Genomic DNA, 14,967 nt, shown 5'->3' on the forward strand with positions numbered 1-14,967 from the left:
TTTAATTTGATGGTGTTATGGGAAACAAGAAGGAAGATCGCTTAACGACTCTTAATCGTGTCAATTACACTGCTGGGGAAATAACGACAATTAGGGGAACATTAGGTTACCAAATTCCATTTTTTCTGGAAAAAAGTGATAAGAATGAAGCTTACTTTATTGCAAACGAGTATTCATTAGTTGATCCTGAATATGACTCAGTTTATCACCTTCCTTTTTTGTTTAATGACGACGGGACTCCTTGGTATGAAGCAAATCTTTATTTTTATAGACGCTCTATAGATCTTGATGTTGGTTATGGCACAACTGATGATTTGCGGAGGGAAGCCTCTATGTTGCTGGACTATAAAATTTATTGTGATGTAGAGGGTATTAATTACCTAGACTTTAGCGCTAAGAGGCCGGGTAATAGACCAACTTATAGATATTTCAAGTACCTCATAGAATCAAATTTGGCTTCAGGAAAAAATAAGAATAAACGAACAGGAGTTATTTACAGCTTCTATAAATTTCTCACGAATCTCCCAGGTTTCTCTATTGACATTAAAGCTGTCGATAAAACTAGAGAGGCTTTCATAATTTTTGAAAACGGGTTTAAAAAGAAAGTCACTATTAGAAGTCAGACTGTTAATGTAAGCAATGAAAAAAAGCCTGTTCCTGTTGGATTTGTAAGGGATGAAGGTGAAGACTTACGGCCATTAACTAATAGGGAGCGAGATGATTTAATTGAAGCTTTAAATGGTGGAGGTTTTTCAGTTGATGAAAGATTGATCTACTTGATTGCTTTGAATACAGGGTGTCGTAAACAATCTATATTTACGCTGCGAATGAAGCATGTAAAGCAACTTAGAGAATCCCTTGACATTGCTGCAAGCATTAAGTCATATGACAGCATTACTATTGAATTAAGAGATAGACTTGCAGTAGATGGCACTCTGATTCTACATGCATCTCCAAGTACAGGTATTGATACAAAGTTTCAAAAGGTTAACAAGCTTCATTTTCCTAAAGATTTAGCTAAGCAAATAATCACATACGCATATTCAAAAGAAGCTGAAAAAAGAAGAAACCTTTTTAAAAAGAAGTATAAAGACATATTGGATGATGATGACATTTATTTGTTTTTATCCCAAAACGGTAATTGCCACTATATGGCTAGAAATGATCCTCGCTATCGAAAGGTAAAAACTCGTCCTAAGGGAGAACATACTGACTATTTAAAAACTAAGTTGTTTAAGCACACATCCGAATCTTTTCCGAAAGATTTTACTTTCCATTGGTTGAGAGCAACATTCGCTTTCTATTTGTATCAACATTTTATTAGGTATGTCGTTTACGATAGAAAAATTAAATTAAAGCCGGGACAGATGCGACCCGGTGATGAAATTCGTAAAATTCAGGTCAGACTCCATCATAAAAATAGAGAAATAACAGAAAACTATCTGAAGTTGTTTGTTGAATTTGATGACAAAATTGATGCTCAGGAGCGATACGAAGCAATGCTTTTTGATGGGTTAGGTGTATAGTTATGGCTAAACTAGGTAACGCAGGTCAGGAGAATTATGTTACGCGAGATACTATTGTAGTAACTAGAGGGGAAATTGGTAATGACTATACCCACCCAGAAAAAATAAGATTACAGTTAGACAAACGAGTACGTGTGCACCCAATTGATATTGGTTCTTTAGCCTATACTGTTCGTCAGCCTATGCGTAAAGCACATTTATTGTTTGATCCATTAGAAGTTGATGAGTCTTCATTTAATGCCAGAAGACGTGAGCTAATTGTTGCCATTCATGATTATATTGCAACTACAGGACATCAAGATACGACTGTTGATGTATATGTAAATGATTATTTAAAGGTTATTCATTGGTTTGATACGAATGGGTATAGCGATGCTTTTGAAGTTGAATCGAGTTCGAGAGAAGCTTACCAAGGGTATGTAAGAGAACTTAACCATTTGGTTAATATTTCGAAACTATCGCCAAGAACAGCTAATAGTTGTCAACGAAAGCTAATTTCTCTTTTTAATTTGTATTGGGGCGAAGAAGTTACTTCTGAAATTATTAGAGAAATCCCGATAATTAAATTTAAAAGAAGAAATGTAGAAGCGCCCGAAGAATACAACGTTCTCTTTGCTACTAAAACATTTCTATATTTAGCAAGGGGGTTTAAAAAGTTTTCACTAGAAAACAAGCCATTTCCTTATCTTCTTAGAATGCCTGATTATGACTCTTACATATTTCCGACTAACAATTGGGCCTGTGTTACACCTTATGCAGCTAATGAGCTGGCTGCGTATCACTATCAGGAAGGTAGGTTATCAACTCCAAAGGAATATACTTTAAAGGTTAAACGGCATTTAAGTTTGTGTGAAGCCAGTCGTGAAATAGAAAAATCTAAAAAAAATTTGATAAGTATTAACTCAGACATTCGAAATCCTAACCGACTTAACTATGCATCACTAGCTATGCAAAGTTACATGCAGTTGTTTATTCTGATGACTGGGGTTAATCCTTCAGAGCTAGTACAGCTTGAATATGATGAAAGCTTTACTTTAGAGAAAGACTTATTAAAGAACGATTTTAGAGCTATAAAACTAAGGGCAAAAGGGCGTGAAGTTTCATATCATCTAGGTAATAGACAAGGTTTGGTCGTTTTTAAGGAATATATTCAACTTCGCAATTGGGTATTGGATGGTAATACTTTCCCTTTCTTATTTTTTTCAATGCATCGCATAGGAACTTACACTGGGAACTATTCTCAGATAAGCCGTAATTACGTATATCAGGTATACAAAAATGTCATAGGAAAGTTTTTCCCTTTGGGCTTTTCACCTATAACATCTTCTAAAGTTAGAAAGCACAAGACGGTTGTTTGGAATGAAATAGGTATATCTCAAGAGGTCATAGCTGGTTCTCTTAACCACACAGTTGAAACAAACCAAAAGTATTACGCTATTTCAAGTCCTGATAAACAACAAAAAGAGTTTGAGCTGTTTTTTGAATCAGCAAGAGCCGCTGCAAAGGCTATACTTCAACGAAGTAACTCAAAGCGAACTCTCGTAACCTTGAAAGATACTGGTACTGAAGGCGTAAGTACTCCATCTGGTCACTGTGACGATTTTAAAAACCCTGAACCGGCAAAAATAGAACCACCAATTGAACCAAACTGTACGACACAAATGGGGTGTTTGTATTGCAAACATTATGTATGCCACGCTGATGAGGAAGATATCAAGAAGTTGTATAGCTTGTTATATGTAATAGAAGCAGTTAGAAGAATGGCAACTGACTTTAATCATTCAGATAAATTATTGTTGGAATTAAGTATTCGAATACAGCAGGTTTTACAGCAAATGTCTGAAAAGTCTGAAGAGGTGAGTTTATTAGTTGAAAGTATTAAAGAAGAGGTCATTGATTATGGCATTTTAACACCTTTTTGGGAGTTTCGTTTACAGCGTTATGAGCAGATGGGAGTTGTAATCTAATGAATATTGCAAATTCAAATCGACTATTTGACTCTCAAAAATGTAAGTTAGGTTTGCCCGCCGATAGTTTTATATATAATGATAATGTAAGACCTACAAGTGACTTTGTTCTTTGCCGAGATATCAACAATGAACCTACCGCAGTTTTTGGTGAAGATATTTGGGATTTTAACCCTTATCGTCTTAGTGCAATGAAAATAAACAAATTGAGATTTGATTCATTACTTAGCGGTGAACATAAATCTCATCGAAGAAAGCTTGTAGATGAGGCGAAGCATCTACTATTTTTAATACAATATTTTGCTAAAGCTGGACACACAGGCACTATCTCAGTTTCAACGTTGTATGGTTATTACCAAGTAATGGCAAATGCTGTTGAGTATTGTATTTCTCTCCACAGCAACCAATTTGTAGGAATAATTGAACTTTCAGAGTTATTCGCTAATGAGCGGTTTCTTAATAATTTTCTAAAGACTAAGAGTGGAACTAGCTTTCAAAAAAGAACACGTGCTATTTGTAAGCATTTGGCTTTTATTGGGCACATCAAGGTTGGCTTCTTAGCAGTACCCAACTTAAAAATCAATGTTAGTGATAGTGAGCAAACCCCTGTCATTCCAACTAACATTTATCTTACTTTGATTAATCATTTGACAGAAACTATTGAGTATTTGAATGAAAATTTAACCTCGCTTCCCGATTTTCTCGAAGAATTTATTGATCCATACTTTGGTCGCTCTCAAGAGTTTCAGAAAAGCAAAGGAGTCGGAGGAGAAAAGTTTTGGCGAAAAACAATGAAACAAGCCATAGAAGAGTATGACTTAGGTGAGATTTTTAGTGATGATTTAGCTGTATCAGATATTCGCTCACTTTCTGGTGCTTTGAGATCTATCCAATATCAAATGCGACTAGCTATTCACCTCTATACTGGAATGAGAGATCAAGAGGTAATGCGTCTACCGTTCGATTGTATTGAGCAGAAGGTGATAACAGAAAAACAAGTAGATAAAGATGGAAAGGAGGTTGTTGAAAAGCGTGTCATAAAGCTAATATCGACGACAACTAAGTATACGGGGTATAGAGAATCTGCTGCGTGGTATGCGGCTCCTGAAACTGAAAAAGCAATTAATGTGCTACAGTTAGTATGTGCTGGGCTAGCTAGAATTTATCGCTTAGATGTAAAAGATTGTGATTTATTTATTAATCCCTCCGTGGTAAAAAATCCAGAACTTAAAGTTTCTGTTACCAATTTTGCTTCCTTGCGAAGAAAACCCTCATGGTTAGATTCGTTGCTAATTTCCAAAGAAGATTATGCTGAGTTACAAAAATCAGATCCTGAGAGAGATTTTTGTAACTCAGCAGAATTTGGTGTTGGTAAAGTTTGGCCAATTAAAAGTCATCAATTTAGAAGATCTTTAGCTTTTTACGCATCCAGTTCGGGTTTCGTTAAGCTTCCTACATTAAAGCGCCAATTTAAACATCTTACTAAAGACATCACACGTTACTACTCAAGAAACTTTGAAAATGCTCAAAGTATTTTTGGACGATACAACAAAGAAACTAAATCTTTTGATTTAACAAGCGAGCATATAATTTTTGATTGCCAAAATGGAGAGGTTACTAATGTAGTAGATATGTTAGTAAATGACTTGTTGAATAGCTCAGAGAAGCTATATGGTAAAACAGGTGGCTATGTAGAGCGTCAACGGGAAAATTTACGCAATGAAGAAGTGCTAGTATTAGATGTAAGAGTAGACACAACGAAACGTGTTGAGAAAGGCGAATTATATTACAGAGAAACTTTGCTTGGAGGTTGCATGAGCATCGAGAAGTGCGACAGCTTTATGCTTGGGGCAATTACAGAGTGTCTAACATGTGATGATTCAGCAATCAAGGAGGATAAAGTGAATATACAAATACAAAAAATAGAAGAACAGCTAACAGCTTATGAAGCTACCGATGGAGAGTACCAAGTCCTGCTTGCTGAATTGGAAAAGCTTATTAGTTATAAAGAGCACAGAATGATTGGAGAACAAGATCGCTAATGAATAGTGGGTTGAAACGTTGTTATGAAGCCTTTGAGCGCTTAAAGCAAGGTAACGCAAACATAGAAGAGTTCAAAAACTTACCAAAAGCTAAGATCACCAAGTCAATAGTGAGCCAAGAGGCTGGATTTGATGCTGGGTATCTTAAGAGTAATCGAGAACAACACCAGCCATTGATATCAATGATCAATATCTTTGTTGAAGATAATCAGAAAACGACGATGGGGAAAGGAGCCGCTATTAAACGAGAAAAGGAGAAGTCTGCTAAAGCTAGAGCGAGAGAAAAAGAATTGCAAGTGAAGTTGGAAGCAGCACTGGGAAGAGAGTTACAGCTCTATCATCGCCTCAAAGAAATAGAGGAAGAACTTGAAGAATTAAAAAGAAAAATTAAATCTGACAATATTTCGCATTTACAAATCTAGGCCCATAGTTAGGTGTATATATAGTTAGGGCCGAATTCAAGTCTGAAGTGCCACACTCGCTAATTAGGCTACTTTTCGAATATATTGACGTAATAGGTCATCAAAGTTCTGATTCACCATACGTTTTCATGGTGAATAGGGGGTAAAGTAGATGTTGGCTTTTAGTTTGTCTGAGCATGCTCAAAAACTGACCTTCGTTGCCTGCGGTTATAGCATGCTTTCTCCATGTTATTTACTTTTATTTGACTGTCGGAAGGCTCTTTTGAGGTAACTTCCTCACCTGTCAACCGATCAATATCATCAATAATCACAACAATTTTTTTGCTCTTGTCGGAGTAATAACTCAATCTCTTTTTTAAGTTGATTTAAATCAGTTCCCTCTAAGATTCTAAGCGTTTCGTATTTAGTGCAAATCATTTATTGCTTTCTATATGAGCATTAGGTACTTCTATTTTATAAAATGTACTTAACTCAAGTAGTAACTCTTTTTTCTTTTGAAGACTATTTCTTCTAACTCTTAATAGCTCGTTAGTAGACTTAATGATAGCTTTTAAATTGTTACTTTGTTTACACATTTCATCACACTTCTTCAATGCCATGTCGTATTCTAATATCTTAAAACTGTACCTTGATATCTCACTTTCACAGTCTTTTATAAATTGGACATCTAGTTTAGAGTCATTTTTAGCAGAATCGAAATTTGAATGAAAAAGATATGTTTTTCTGTACGTTTTAGATTTTTCCTTTGTTGTTCCCGACGCAGACTCTTCAAGAAGCCCCTTTCTTGTCAGCTTTTTCAAATAACCAGATACTTGCTTTTGTATATTATCAATTTCAAAGTGCTCAGCTTTGGCAAAGCAACAAAAACCAATACTTATATCCCTAGCAGTAAAATTATCAATGTTATTCAGGCCAATGACTGTATCAAAAAATGATTCTAAACCGAGTTCCATAACACCCTTTTATGTATGATCGTGCATATAATATGTAACTTAATACATATGACAGCCAATAACAATATGGGATCATTATATTTTTAATCTTTGGATTCTTATTTGATGCGAACAATTACAAAAATTATTGGTAAAAACATAAAGATAGCTCGCATAAAGAAAGATTGGAGCCAAGCCGAGCTAGCCCACCGTCTTAATGTAGAACAAAGCTATGTTAGCAGGATTGAATCTGGAACAATTGCCATATCTTTTCAAAGGATATATGAAATAATAATAATATTAGATTGCGATATTAACGAAATTTTTCCGTCTATTTCGGACATAAAAAAAAGCACCTAAAGCTTTATTCATGTATATTTGAGAGGCGAACTTGCTTAGTAACATTTCAATAAATCATGAGCAAAACCCATACTTCAACCCATTAATTAACTCCTTTATTAACTCCCTACCACGGATTGTGTCTATAAAGGCTCGCGGAGGCTGGCCATTAAGTCTTATATGAGATACACCTAACCAGTCATTAAAATTGTCTATACTGCCAAAATAATCAGTACCGAAATCTATTAATTTAGCTATCTCAATTACCTGCTCTGAAGCAAGTTTATTTAATCGTTGATTTTTATTCTTAATTAATGATTGTTTAGTTACCCCAACTACCTTTGCAATAAAGCTTAAATCCCATTTAACTAAATTAGCAAACTCTTGTAGCACTTCAGCTTTCACACCCACATTAAGAACATAATTAACCTCCTTTAGAGGGTAGCTTTTCCAAGTGACCATATCTTCAGTTATGGCATTTAAAAAAAAAGAACTAATTACAACCCTATTTCTAATTACACTCACTTTAGCCACCTAGCAGCGAAAATAGAACACGAAATTTAAGACATTGTCTCGGTCATAAACTGTCTACAATAATACCAACACAACATTTAATAAACATGGAACTGGCCTTACTATCAAACTTTAAGTCTGTTACATAACATATGCTTTTTTAGATAAAAAGTTAAAGCAACGCTGCCACAAAATTAAAATGACAAGCGTTAGGAGCCCTCTTTAATGCTTTCCTATTACTTACCTTTCTTTGTAGAAGTAGGGGGTTTAGCAACAGGCTTTACCTTAGGCATTCTTGCTCCTGATGATATGGGTGGTAGAGCCTTATCCTCACAGCTTGTTGCATAACTTTTATCATTATTTTTTTCCTCATCTTTAGACATATTTATTTCTCTTTCATTAGGTAAAAATTATCAAAATAGACTTTCGCCGTTTCTTGCGCTTTAGATAATAGCTTTTTGTTTTCTGGTAATGTAGTGGAACCAAAATGCTTTTGCGAAATTTGTCTAATTTTTTCTTTATAATTCATTTGCAAACTATGTACTTGCTTAGCTGTAAATTCCCCTTCAGAAACTTTAAACCAATTATCCTCCATTGAAATAAAAACTCTTTCAAGCTCATTGGATGCAGACTGTATAGATTTAAGTCTTTTGGCAAAAGGAAGATAAGTTTTAACAGCATTTACTGTCTGAGAGAGGGCAATTATCGCTCCCCAAACAAATGATAAGGGCTGCCAAATTACCCAACCAGCAATACTTCCATTTGAAGCCAAGGCTAAAAACATATTTATTGCTCTATCAATGTTTGTAGTTTTCTCTAGATAACTCTCTAAGTAAAGCACATGAACCTTGAGCTGGTCCATCTCTCGCCAATATTTTTCTTGGTACATATTCATCCCTTAAAAACTGAAGCATACTGTACAGATATCCCAGTAATATTTTTCTAAGAACCTCTTTCAAACTACCAAAAAAAGGCAAGAAATCAATCCAATTAACAATTTTTACTAGTAATTAACTTAGTACATTAGTAAAACTGATAATATATTAACAACACTGTTTTAGTTTCTAAATTTATTGTGCTGTTTCATTCTTTACATACTTTACTATAGATACTTACTGTAATACCTAACCAAAGTTAAGTTAACCTAAGTTAAACAATTCTAGGTCGTTAACGACAATTGAAACAAATATTTGGGAAAGTTAAGAGTTAACTCGAGTTTATACAACTCGTTTATGGATGAGCTGATGCTATAAAAACTTCTGTCAGATTAGTACAAGTATAATTTTGAGACAAGTTTATTGGAGGCCCTCCGACTCATAAGCAAACAAAACTTGTATTTGGACAAAAACACGTTAGAGTATTTATTCGGTAACGCCACGCTAAGTGGTGAGCAACGCAGACTACTTTACCTAGATCATTGTGCCGTAAACACTAAAGCTGAATCAAACCAAAAATGCCAAGCGTTGGGAATCCGTCTTAAACTCTTTTTTATAACGATTTCTACCAGCCTTGATGGGCATTTCCTACAACTTCAAATTGGCTCTGTTCAAATTCTATTGACGGAATATCAGCATGTCCGTTTAGCCATGGCCAAACCTCGTTGGTTTTACCGTTATTCTGATGAGCCACGTAGAAAAAGGAAATTACAGCTTCAACACAATTAATGATGTTAAAGATTGAATCTTTGAAATACGATTTGTAGAACTCTGTAGCACCAATAGATTTTTGATGGATAATCTCATTTCGATATTCTTCTAGGGTTACGAACTGTCCCCACCATTTTTGTTTTTCAACGTTTGTTGTACTGTAGACACTCGGAAGTATATGTTTAATTTTTGTTTTCAGACTAAGCCAGCGTTCAATTGCAACTTTATCGTATGACTCGGTAATACCTTTAGAGTTTTTTGAGGCTTGATAAATATGATCCTGCGGAATGCTTAAATTAGCGAAAGCTTCTAACGCTGTATAGGCAAAAACAATTGCTGATTGTATTTCTTCAACATAATCATAAACGTCTGAAGAGATAGCACCGATAGCTTCTTTTTTGTCTCCAGTCAGTTTTGTCACATCTAATTCATAGGTTGGACTTTTGAACTTACGATCATAAATTTCTTTCGCGCGACGTGAAGCTTTTGCACTGACACTCATCAGCATCCCAATGTTGTTGGGAACAAAATAACTAATTTTTCGCGAGCGATTAAGTTTGATGGTGTCAATGTCTTGCACCAACATGGATCCATTTCCACCTTTGGCATAGTGAAACGTTGGTTTTGTCATCCTTAGGTCCGATACTTTGTAACCTTCAGGAGTCAAGCCTACTACCAAAGAGCTTTTGGAGGTTTTCTTATTCTTCATTTTCCACCGATCGTTATAGCGTTGCGTTAAGTGGTAAGCAACGCCTACCACCCGACCTAAGCCATTGTGCCGTAAACACTTAAGTTGAATCAAACTGAAAGTGCCAAGCGTTGGGAACCCGTCTTAAATGCTTTGTTATAAACCTGCTAGCACCTTAGCCACTCAGTGCTGTCGCTGTTGCAATAAGTAACCCAATGCCGACAATTCCGATTGCCCACTGCCAATGTTTTGTAAAAAAATAACCGATAGGTTCAGAAATTTTCCAAGCGTCATTGAAACCTTTTTCGGTGAAGTAATAACGAACTTTATACTCTTTAAGATAACCACCAACAGTCAAAACCTCTAACAGTTCATTAGGCTTATTTGCCGAATTTACTTGTTCTTTTAAGCCCTCAATCTCACTTAGACATAAAAAGCCAAAAGAATAGTTCTCTATATACGAAACGTCATTCCCATGTTTAACTTTATACTTTGAAAATAGATGTTTCATAATTAGTTTATGTGTTGATTTCTTCAATTTAACTCCATATTCAAAAAAAGGCTTATAATGCCTCGCTTAACCGGCGTAAAATAGCAGGCTAAAATTAGCGACGAAGGAGCTCAAGCCTGCTGTTTTGCGTCCCTTGGTTAAGCGTTTGATATAACCCGCTGGCTACCCAACAAAGTCTTTAAAACTATACTGCCCTTCAAAGATAAGATTTTCTTTTACCATTTCATCAAACCAGTTATTTAAAGCCGTTTTCATTGAACCCATTGAGCCCTTCCATACTGGTTTAATGTGCTTTACCCAAAGCTCTATTTCCTTCGTAGTATAAACTCTATCTTTACACATCAACTTGGCTACTTTGAGTATATCTTCAGTATTATCTCTATCGATTATTTGTTCAGGAACTGACCAATGAGCTTTTACAAGACAATCTGTGTAAAAACCTATTTGTTTAAGGTTGTCTAAGAGTAATGGATGTTCGGCCTTTTTATCAAACAAGGATCTAAACTCATCTAGTTTGTTTGCGCCACTTGAAGCTAAATGAGGAAGTAGCCACATGATATTCTTTTTGGTATGTGAACGATAAGCCTTCCATGCTTCTTTTACTTGCTCTCCATTTTTAGCCAATGCTAGCTCCCTTAAAATACTGACTTTTCCCGACTCCTCGATAGATAAAATCGACAAAGATAATGCAGAAGGAAAGCGATTTAGATCAAACAATATTTCTGCATCTTCGATTAACCGTCGGGCGTTTTTGTTGGCAGCATTCATCCCCTCTGCAATTTGAGCAGGCTTGAGTGAATTTTTCCATTGATCCAATCCTTTAGACATGAGCACCTCATTTGAAAAGGGTTATAACAACTTAATATCGAGCGGTTGGTTCTTTTTTCTACCGCAACCTGTCTTGTTTTTGTCCTATGACCATTGATAGCAAATTTAGAAAGTACTTACCAGTATTTAGGTTACGTTACTTTACTCTAGATTTGGACACGACAAAAACAACCCATTGGGTCGTTTTCCTGACCATGGAAGAAATTCAATGGTTATGGATATAGAAACAGTAATTTAGGTGGAAGGATGAAGAGCTGCTTATTACTAAAAGCCTCCCTTAGAGCATTTACGTTAACTTATTGTGGGTCAAAGGCGAGTTATATTTATAACACGCCTTTGGACAAATGTATGGTACGCCCTTAGCAGCGTTTTGTTAGTGCTCACACCAGCAAACCGTGACAATGCTTAAACCTTAAACCACTACCACAAGGACATGGGCTGAGCCTAGATTCAGGCTTGTATGGCAATAATGATGGATTTTGCCGAAAAACAAGGCCTGTACTTATTGCCATTCCCGCTCCGCAATGTGAAATGAAACCACCTTTGAAGCTGTTTGTCTGAATGCTTGTGCCTGAAGGCTTAAACTCAATGCCTGTACCACCTATTTTGTAGTTAACCTCTACAACTGTAATTGGAAACTTCACATCACTTGAGTTTAGAAGGTGTTCGTTTTTATATTTTTTATATGCTTGTTCGGCTGTCTGCATAACCATGAATTTGACAAACAAATGATCGCCATTTACATAGTCGATTCGAAGCTCCTTCCCTTGTGGTGGGGAGTTCATATCCGAAGGGCTACCAATATTGGTCCATATATTATCTTCGATGATCGCCCTTTCTTCAGCTAAAACACTCAACATTTTTACGTTTAATCGAAGATATCCATCTTCATCTCTGTTGAACCAGACCACGTCATTACCGTCGATCTGTAACACTTTAAGTGTCTCGTAATAGCAGTTTCCCCCAACGACTGCTAAAAGGTCGTTTCGCAACCAATCAAATTGACCTCTAACTTTTTCAGCATGGGCTTTATTATTCTTAAAGGCCATAAGCTGCTCTTTCGTGTATGCACCACCATCAGCTCTTTTGTGGTGCGTAGTGCAAAGAGCGATCATTCCTTCTGGGTTGTGATGCTTTTCAACATGCCAAGGTGGATCGAAATGATGCCATTCTAAATAAGGGTTAGCACACTCATCAATAGGACAGCCAAAGCCAACCTCGTTTCTTAGCTTTCGAATTACATCTATTGGAGGATTTCTATTCATAGCCACCCTTAAGCACTAATATTTTAATAGTGCGCAAATCGCGCAATTTCTACCACACAACGGCTAACCTTTCTGGTTACTACATTTTTATCAAATCAGTTAACCTTTTGCTAGCTAAAAAACTTTTAAATTGGCCTCACGATAAATATGAGCAACTTGCTCATTTATTTAATATAGGGAAATTGTAAAGTCGGGATATCAAAACTGATCTTTAGTGTAATTACGTCAACACGTCTTGGGGCAAAGGCGAGTTATGCTTATAACTCTTTAATGGACATAATCATATTAGTGCTATTGCACTAACATAGCCCTTCTAGATTAGAAAAAGTATCTTGAAAACTTAAACTTTATATCACCATGCCTCGGGATTCTCACAACGGGGGCAAACGTTGACTAAGTTTTCATCCCAATACGACATTTCTTCATTCGCCCAAGGCATACCGCAAACGTCACAATCTACTTCAATTTGCCCTGATTCTTCATTCCCACAAAATGTGCATTTATAACCTGTAGGTGATTCAGTATCGGGAATAATTGTTTCATTATTACACTCTTCGCAATAGTACTCATTCCATTCAATGAACATTTGATGCTTAGGTCGAGTAGCACTGAATAATGCTTCTTTTGCTTCACGCATATCTACATGTGCTTCAGCTAATGAATGTTCATATTCGTCAGCCAAAACCTTAAATGTATCGTAGCAATGTTTTCCTACTTCCTTTTCTAAATTAAATAACGAAAAAACGTCTGAAAATTCATCTAACCCACGAACAAGCCGACCTATACACATTCGAACTTCCTTCACAGTAAATTCGAACTGGAAATGCTCAATTGCATTTCGAATACCTTTCATCCAGTCGATATCATCAATGAAGTCTTGATCAACAAAGTGGCTGCCAGTAATAGAACAAGTCTCGTGCTTAGCGATAGCCAATACGTCAGTTACATTTACAGTGAACGGATTGTCGTGGCCTGCAACTATAGCTTCAAAGTCAAACCCATCTTTTGCTAATTCATGATATGCAGCTAAAAGATCTATTTTCTTTTCTGATGACCGTTGTTTAACTTTTCTATAGCACTTAGAAAAAACCAAATTCTCATCAAGACTTTGCAGGTACATTTTTAAAACAAGCTCAATAGCATGTGATAGATGTAGAATCGTAAATTTATAAGCTTTTACGTCACCATTTTGAGCGCTTTCAAGTTTGGATAGTGCTTCATTAAAACTATCTATTGCGTTCGATTTTATGTCTAATTTTATTTTCATTTTTGAACCCTAACCTGCTAATTAGGTTGGTGATATAACACTTTTTAAAAGGGGCTTTTCCACTCTAGCCCTCAAGCTACTCATTATGAAGCTCAATTACTATCCAATCACAGTGTGGATGGTGGGTGCTTGCTAAAAATACGCCTCCTCACTCAATGCCGATTGATTCACAACGTGCTGTAAATTATATTTTTTTAGGATACTCTTAACCAACATTAGGAACCAACTGGGAGCTGTAGGCGAAATATAGATTTCATCGATCAATATATTTAGGTCTACCTTCACGCTGATACCTGAGTCGATAGGCGTTTCATGCAGTTCAATGTGCTTATTTAAATCACCAGAATCTTTTACTATATAAGCCCGAACTTCATTTTCATGTTCAAAGCTCTTTCTCTTTGTAATAAACGGAGTAAATAAGCTGTTTGGCGAGAAAACAATATCATTATAATCCTTATATATAACGTCTGCGATTTGTATCATTTCCTCTGAATCAGATAGAGAGTCTTTCAAACGCGCGACAGTTGTCTTGATTGCAACACCCTCATTAGATGGGACGTATAGTTTCCACATTGCTTCTGACTCATACTCGTTTCTGTGCCAGCAATTAATCGCAACCCTTTTTCTTATATGGTACTGATTTTTATAAAGAGTTTTCATTCTACGCCTGAAGTCCTCTCTATCCTCTAATAACGGGTGTTTTGAAACTAGCTCTTCAACATGCTTTATTCGATGTTCTACAGTTTTCTTCGTTGTTGCCCCCTCAAAAGGGTCAGCAAAACGATCAGAACGACAGAAAAAAAGCATTTCAGTCTCTAACAATGATACAAACTTTGTGAAATCCATGTACCTCCAAAGGCTTGCTCTGTCTTGAGTTTTCAGTTGAGTAAAGCTTCCATTATTAGGTGCGAACATAACAGTCCTATCCTTACTAAGACTTCGTTAATCGGTGTGTAGTTTTATGCTAAATGCATTAATTGAATTTAGTCAAGATGGGCTCGAAGAAATGATGCGATCATCT

16 protein-coding genes are annotated in these 14,967 nt (G+C 36.0%); 6 read left to right on the top strand and 10 right to left on the bottom strand.

Translation table 11 applies throughout. From position 1 onward, the window contains the following. The first annotated feature begins 17 nt into the window (after positions 1-17). The 4 genes from NFU46_RS04260 to NFU46_RS04275 are packed head-to-tail and all read left to right on the top strand — an operon-like array spanning position 18 to position 5,957. A complete protein-coding gene (locus tag NFU46_RS04260; protein ID WP_251600003.1) occupies positions 18-1,526 on the top strand; it encodes a hypothetical protein in 1,509 nt (502 codons plus the stop codon). A gap of 2 nt (positions 1,527-1,528) precedes the next feature. Then, positions 1,529-3,493, top strand: a complete 1,965-nt coding sequence (locus NFU46_RS04265; RefSeq protein ID WP_251600005.1) for a hypothetical protein — start codon at positions 1,529-1,531, stop codon at positions 3,491-3,493. After that, positions 3,493-5,535, top strand: a complete 2,043-nt coding sequence (locus tag NFU46_RS04270; RefSeq protein ID WP_251600008.1) for a hypothetical protein — start codon at positions 3,493-3,495, stop codon at positions 5,533-5,535. Before NFU46_RS04265 ends, NFU46_RS04270 begins: the two co-directional genes overlap by 1 nt. Continuing rightward, a complete protein-coding gene (locus tag NFU46_RS04275; protein ID WP_251600024.1) occupies positions 5,535-5,957 on the top strand; it encodes a hypothetical protein in 423 nt (140 codons plus the stop codon). Before NFU46_RS04270 ends, NFU46_RS04275 begins: the two co-directional genes overlap by 1 nt. Before the next feature lie 161 nt (positions 5,958-6,118). Here NFU46_RS04275 and NFU46_RS20510 read toward each other — a convergent pair whose 3' ends face one another. Next, positions 6,119-6,304, bottom strand: coding sequence for a P-loop NTPase fold protein (locus tag NFU46_RS20510; RefSeq protein WP_405030593.1), 186 nt, complete (start codon positions 6,302-6,304; stop codon positions 6,119-6,121). Positions 6,305-6,370: 66 nt separating this feature from the next. Then, complete coding sequence (locus NFU46_RS04280; protein ID WP_251600027.1) at positions 6,371-6,910, bottom strand: hypothetical protein; 540 nt, start codon at positions 6,908-6,910, stop codon at positions 6,371-6,373. A gap of 105 nt (positions 6,911-7,015) precedes the next feature. Here NFU46_RS04280 and NFU46_RS04285 point away from each other — a divergent pair, with 105 nt between their 5' ends. Further along, positions 7,016-7,249 (top strand): helix-turn-helix domain-containing protein, encoded by a 234-nt coding sequence (locus NFU46_RS04285; protein ID WP_251600030.1) that lies wholly within the window; start codon positions 7,016-7,018, stop codon positions 7,247-7,249. Positions 7,250-7,303: 54 nt separating this feature from the next. Here the strand turns inward: NFU46_RS04285 and NFU46_RS04290 are convergent, their stop codons facing one another. Next, positions 7,304-7,753: an antitoxin Xre/MbcA/ParS toxin-binding domain-containing protein gene (locus NFU46_RS04290; protein ID WP_251600033.1), complete on the bottom strand. Its 450-nt coding sequence runs from the start codon at positions 7,751-7,753 to the stop codon at positions 7,304-7,306. A gap of 213 nt (positions 7,754-7,966) precedes the next feature. Between NFU46_RS04290 and NFU46_RS20445 the strand changes: the two genes are divergently transcribed. After that, on the top strand, positions 7,967-8,089 hold the full coding sequence (locus NFU46_RS20445) for a hypothetical protein (RefSeq protein WP_285835529.1): 123 nt from the start codon (positions 7,967-7,969) through the stop codon (positions 8,087-8,089). A 37-nt stretch (positions 8,090-8,126) separates the two neighbouring features. On the opposite strand, the gene NFU46_RS04295 is transcribed toward NFU46_RS20445, so the two are convergent. The 7 genes from NFU46_RS04295 to NFU46_RS04325 form a co-directional block, all read right to left on the bottom strand. Beyond that, entirely contained in the window at positions 8,127-8,630 is a 504-nt protein-coding gene (locus tag NFU46_RS04295; protein ID WP_251600036.1) for a hypothetical protein, read from the bottom strand. A 611-nt stretch (positions 8,631-9,241) separates the two neighbouring features. Further along, complete coding sequence (locus NFU46_RS04300; protein ID WP_251600039.1) at positions 9,242-10,096, bottom strand: hypothetical protein; 855 nt, start codon at positions 10,094-10,096, stop codon at positions 9,242-9,244. 154 nt (positions 10,097-10,250) lie between these two features. Further along, the gene (locus NFU46_RS04305) at positions 10,251-10,613 is read right to left on the bottom strand and encodes a hypothetical protein (RefSeq protein WP_251600042.1); all 363 of its coding nucleotides are present in this window, start codon (positions 10,611-10,613) and stop codon (positions 10,251-10,253) included. Positions 10,614-10,748: 135 nt separating this feature from the next. Next, complete coding sequence (locus NFU46_RS04310) at positions 10,749-11,414, bottom strand: AbiV family abortive infection protein (protein ID WP_251600045.1); 666 nt, start codon at positions 11,412-11,414, stop codon at positions 10,749-10,751. 380 nt (positions 11,415-11,794) lie between these two features. Continuing rightward, positions 11,795-12,679: a YecA family protein gene (locus tag NFU46_RS04315; protein WP_251600048.1), complete on the bottom strand. Its 885-nt coding sequence runs from the start codon at positions 12,677-12,679 to the stop codon at positions 11,795-11,797. A 352-nt stretch (positions 12,680-13,031) separates the two neighbouring features. Beyond that, positions 13,032-13,946 (bottom strand): hypothetical protein, encoded by a 915-nt coding sequence (locus NFU46_RS04320; protein ID WP_251600050.1) that lies wholly within the window; start codon positions 13,944-13,946, stop codon positions 13,032-13,034. A gap of 132 nt (positions 13,947-14,078) precedes the next feature. Next, on the bottom strand, positions 14,079-14,792 hold the full coding sequence (locus tag NFU46_RS04325; RefSeq protein ID WP_251600053.1) for a hypothetical protein: 714 nt from the start codon (positions 14,790-14,792) through the stop codon (positions 14,079-14,081). Positions 14,793-14,967: the final 175 nt, after the last annotated feature.

Origin of the sequence: Pseudoalteromonas sp. NCCP-2140, from assembly GCF_023708065.1 — a bacterium.
Classification (GTDB): Bacteria; Pseudomonadota; Gammaproteobacteria; order Enterobacterales; family Alteromonadaceae; genus Pseudoalteromonas.

Coding starts and splice junctions, on each gene's coding strand:
- NFU46_RS04260 (WP_251600003.1), top strand. CDS start 18: ATGGGAAACAAGAAGGAAGATCGCTTAACGACTCTTAATCGTGTCAAT.
- NFU46_RS04265 (WP_251600005.1), top strand. CDS start 1,529: ATGGCTAAACTAGGTAACGCAGGTCAGGAGAATTATGTTACGCGAGAT.
- NFU46_RS04270 (WP_251600008.1), top strand. CDS start 3,493: ATGAATATTGCAAATTCAAATCGACTATTTGACTCTCAAAAATGTAAG.
- NFU46_RS04275 (WP_251600024.1), top strand. CDS start 5,535: ATGAATAGTGGGTTGAAACGTTGTTATGAAGCCTTTGAGCGCTTAAAG.
- NFU46_RS04280 (WP_251600027.1), bottom strand. CDS start 6,910: ATGGAACTCGGTTTAGAATCATTTTTTGATACAGTCATTGGCCTGAAT.
- NFU46_RS04285 (WP_251600030.1), top strand. CDS start 7,016: ATGCGAACAATTACAAAAATTATTGGTAAAAACATAAAGATAGCTCGC.
- NFU46_RS20445 (WP_285835529.1), top strand. CDS start 7,967: ATGCTTTCCTATTACTTACCTTTCTTTGTAGAAGTAGGGGGTTTAGCA.
- NFU46_RS04295 (WP_251600036.1), bottom strand. CDS start 8,630: ATGTACCAAGAAAAATATTGGCGAGAGATGGACCAGCTCAAGGTTCAT.
- NFU46_RS04300 (WP_251600039.1), bottom strand. CDS start 10,096: ATGAAGAATAAGAAAACCTCCAAAAGCTCTTTGGTAGTAGGCTTGACT.
- NFU46_RS04310 (WP_251600045.1), bottom strand. CDS start 11,414: ATGTCTAAAGGATTGGATCAATGGAAAAATTCACTCAAGCCTGCTCAA.
- NFU46_RS04315 (WP_251600048.1), bottom strand. CDS start 12,679: ATGAATAGAAATCCTCCAATAGATGTAATTCGAAAGCTAAGAAACGAG.
- NFU46_RS04320 (WP_251600050.1), bottom strand. CDS start 13,946: ATGAAAATAAAATTAGACATAAAATCGAACGCAATAGATAGTTTTAAT.
- NFU46_RS04325 (WP_251600053.1), bottom strand. CDS start 14,792: ATGGATTTCACAAAGTTTGTATCATTGTTAGAGACTGAAATGCTTTTT.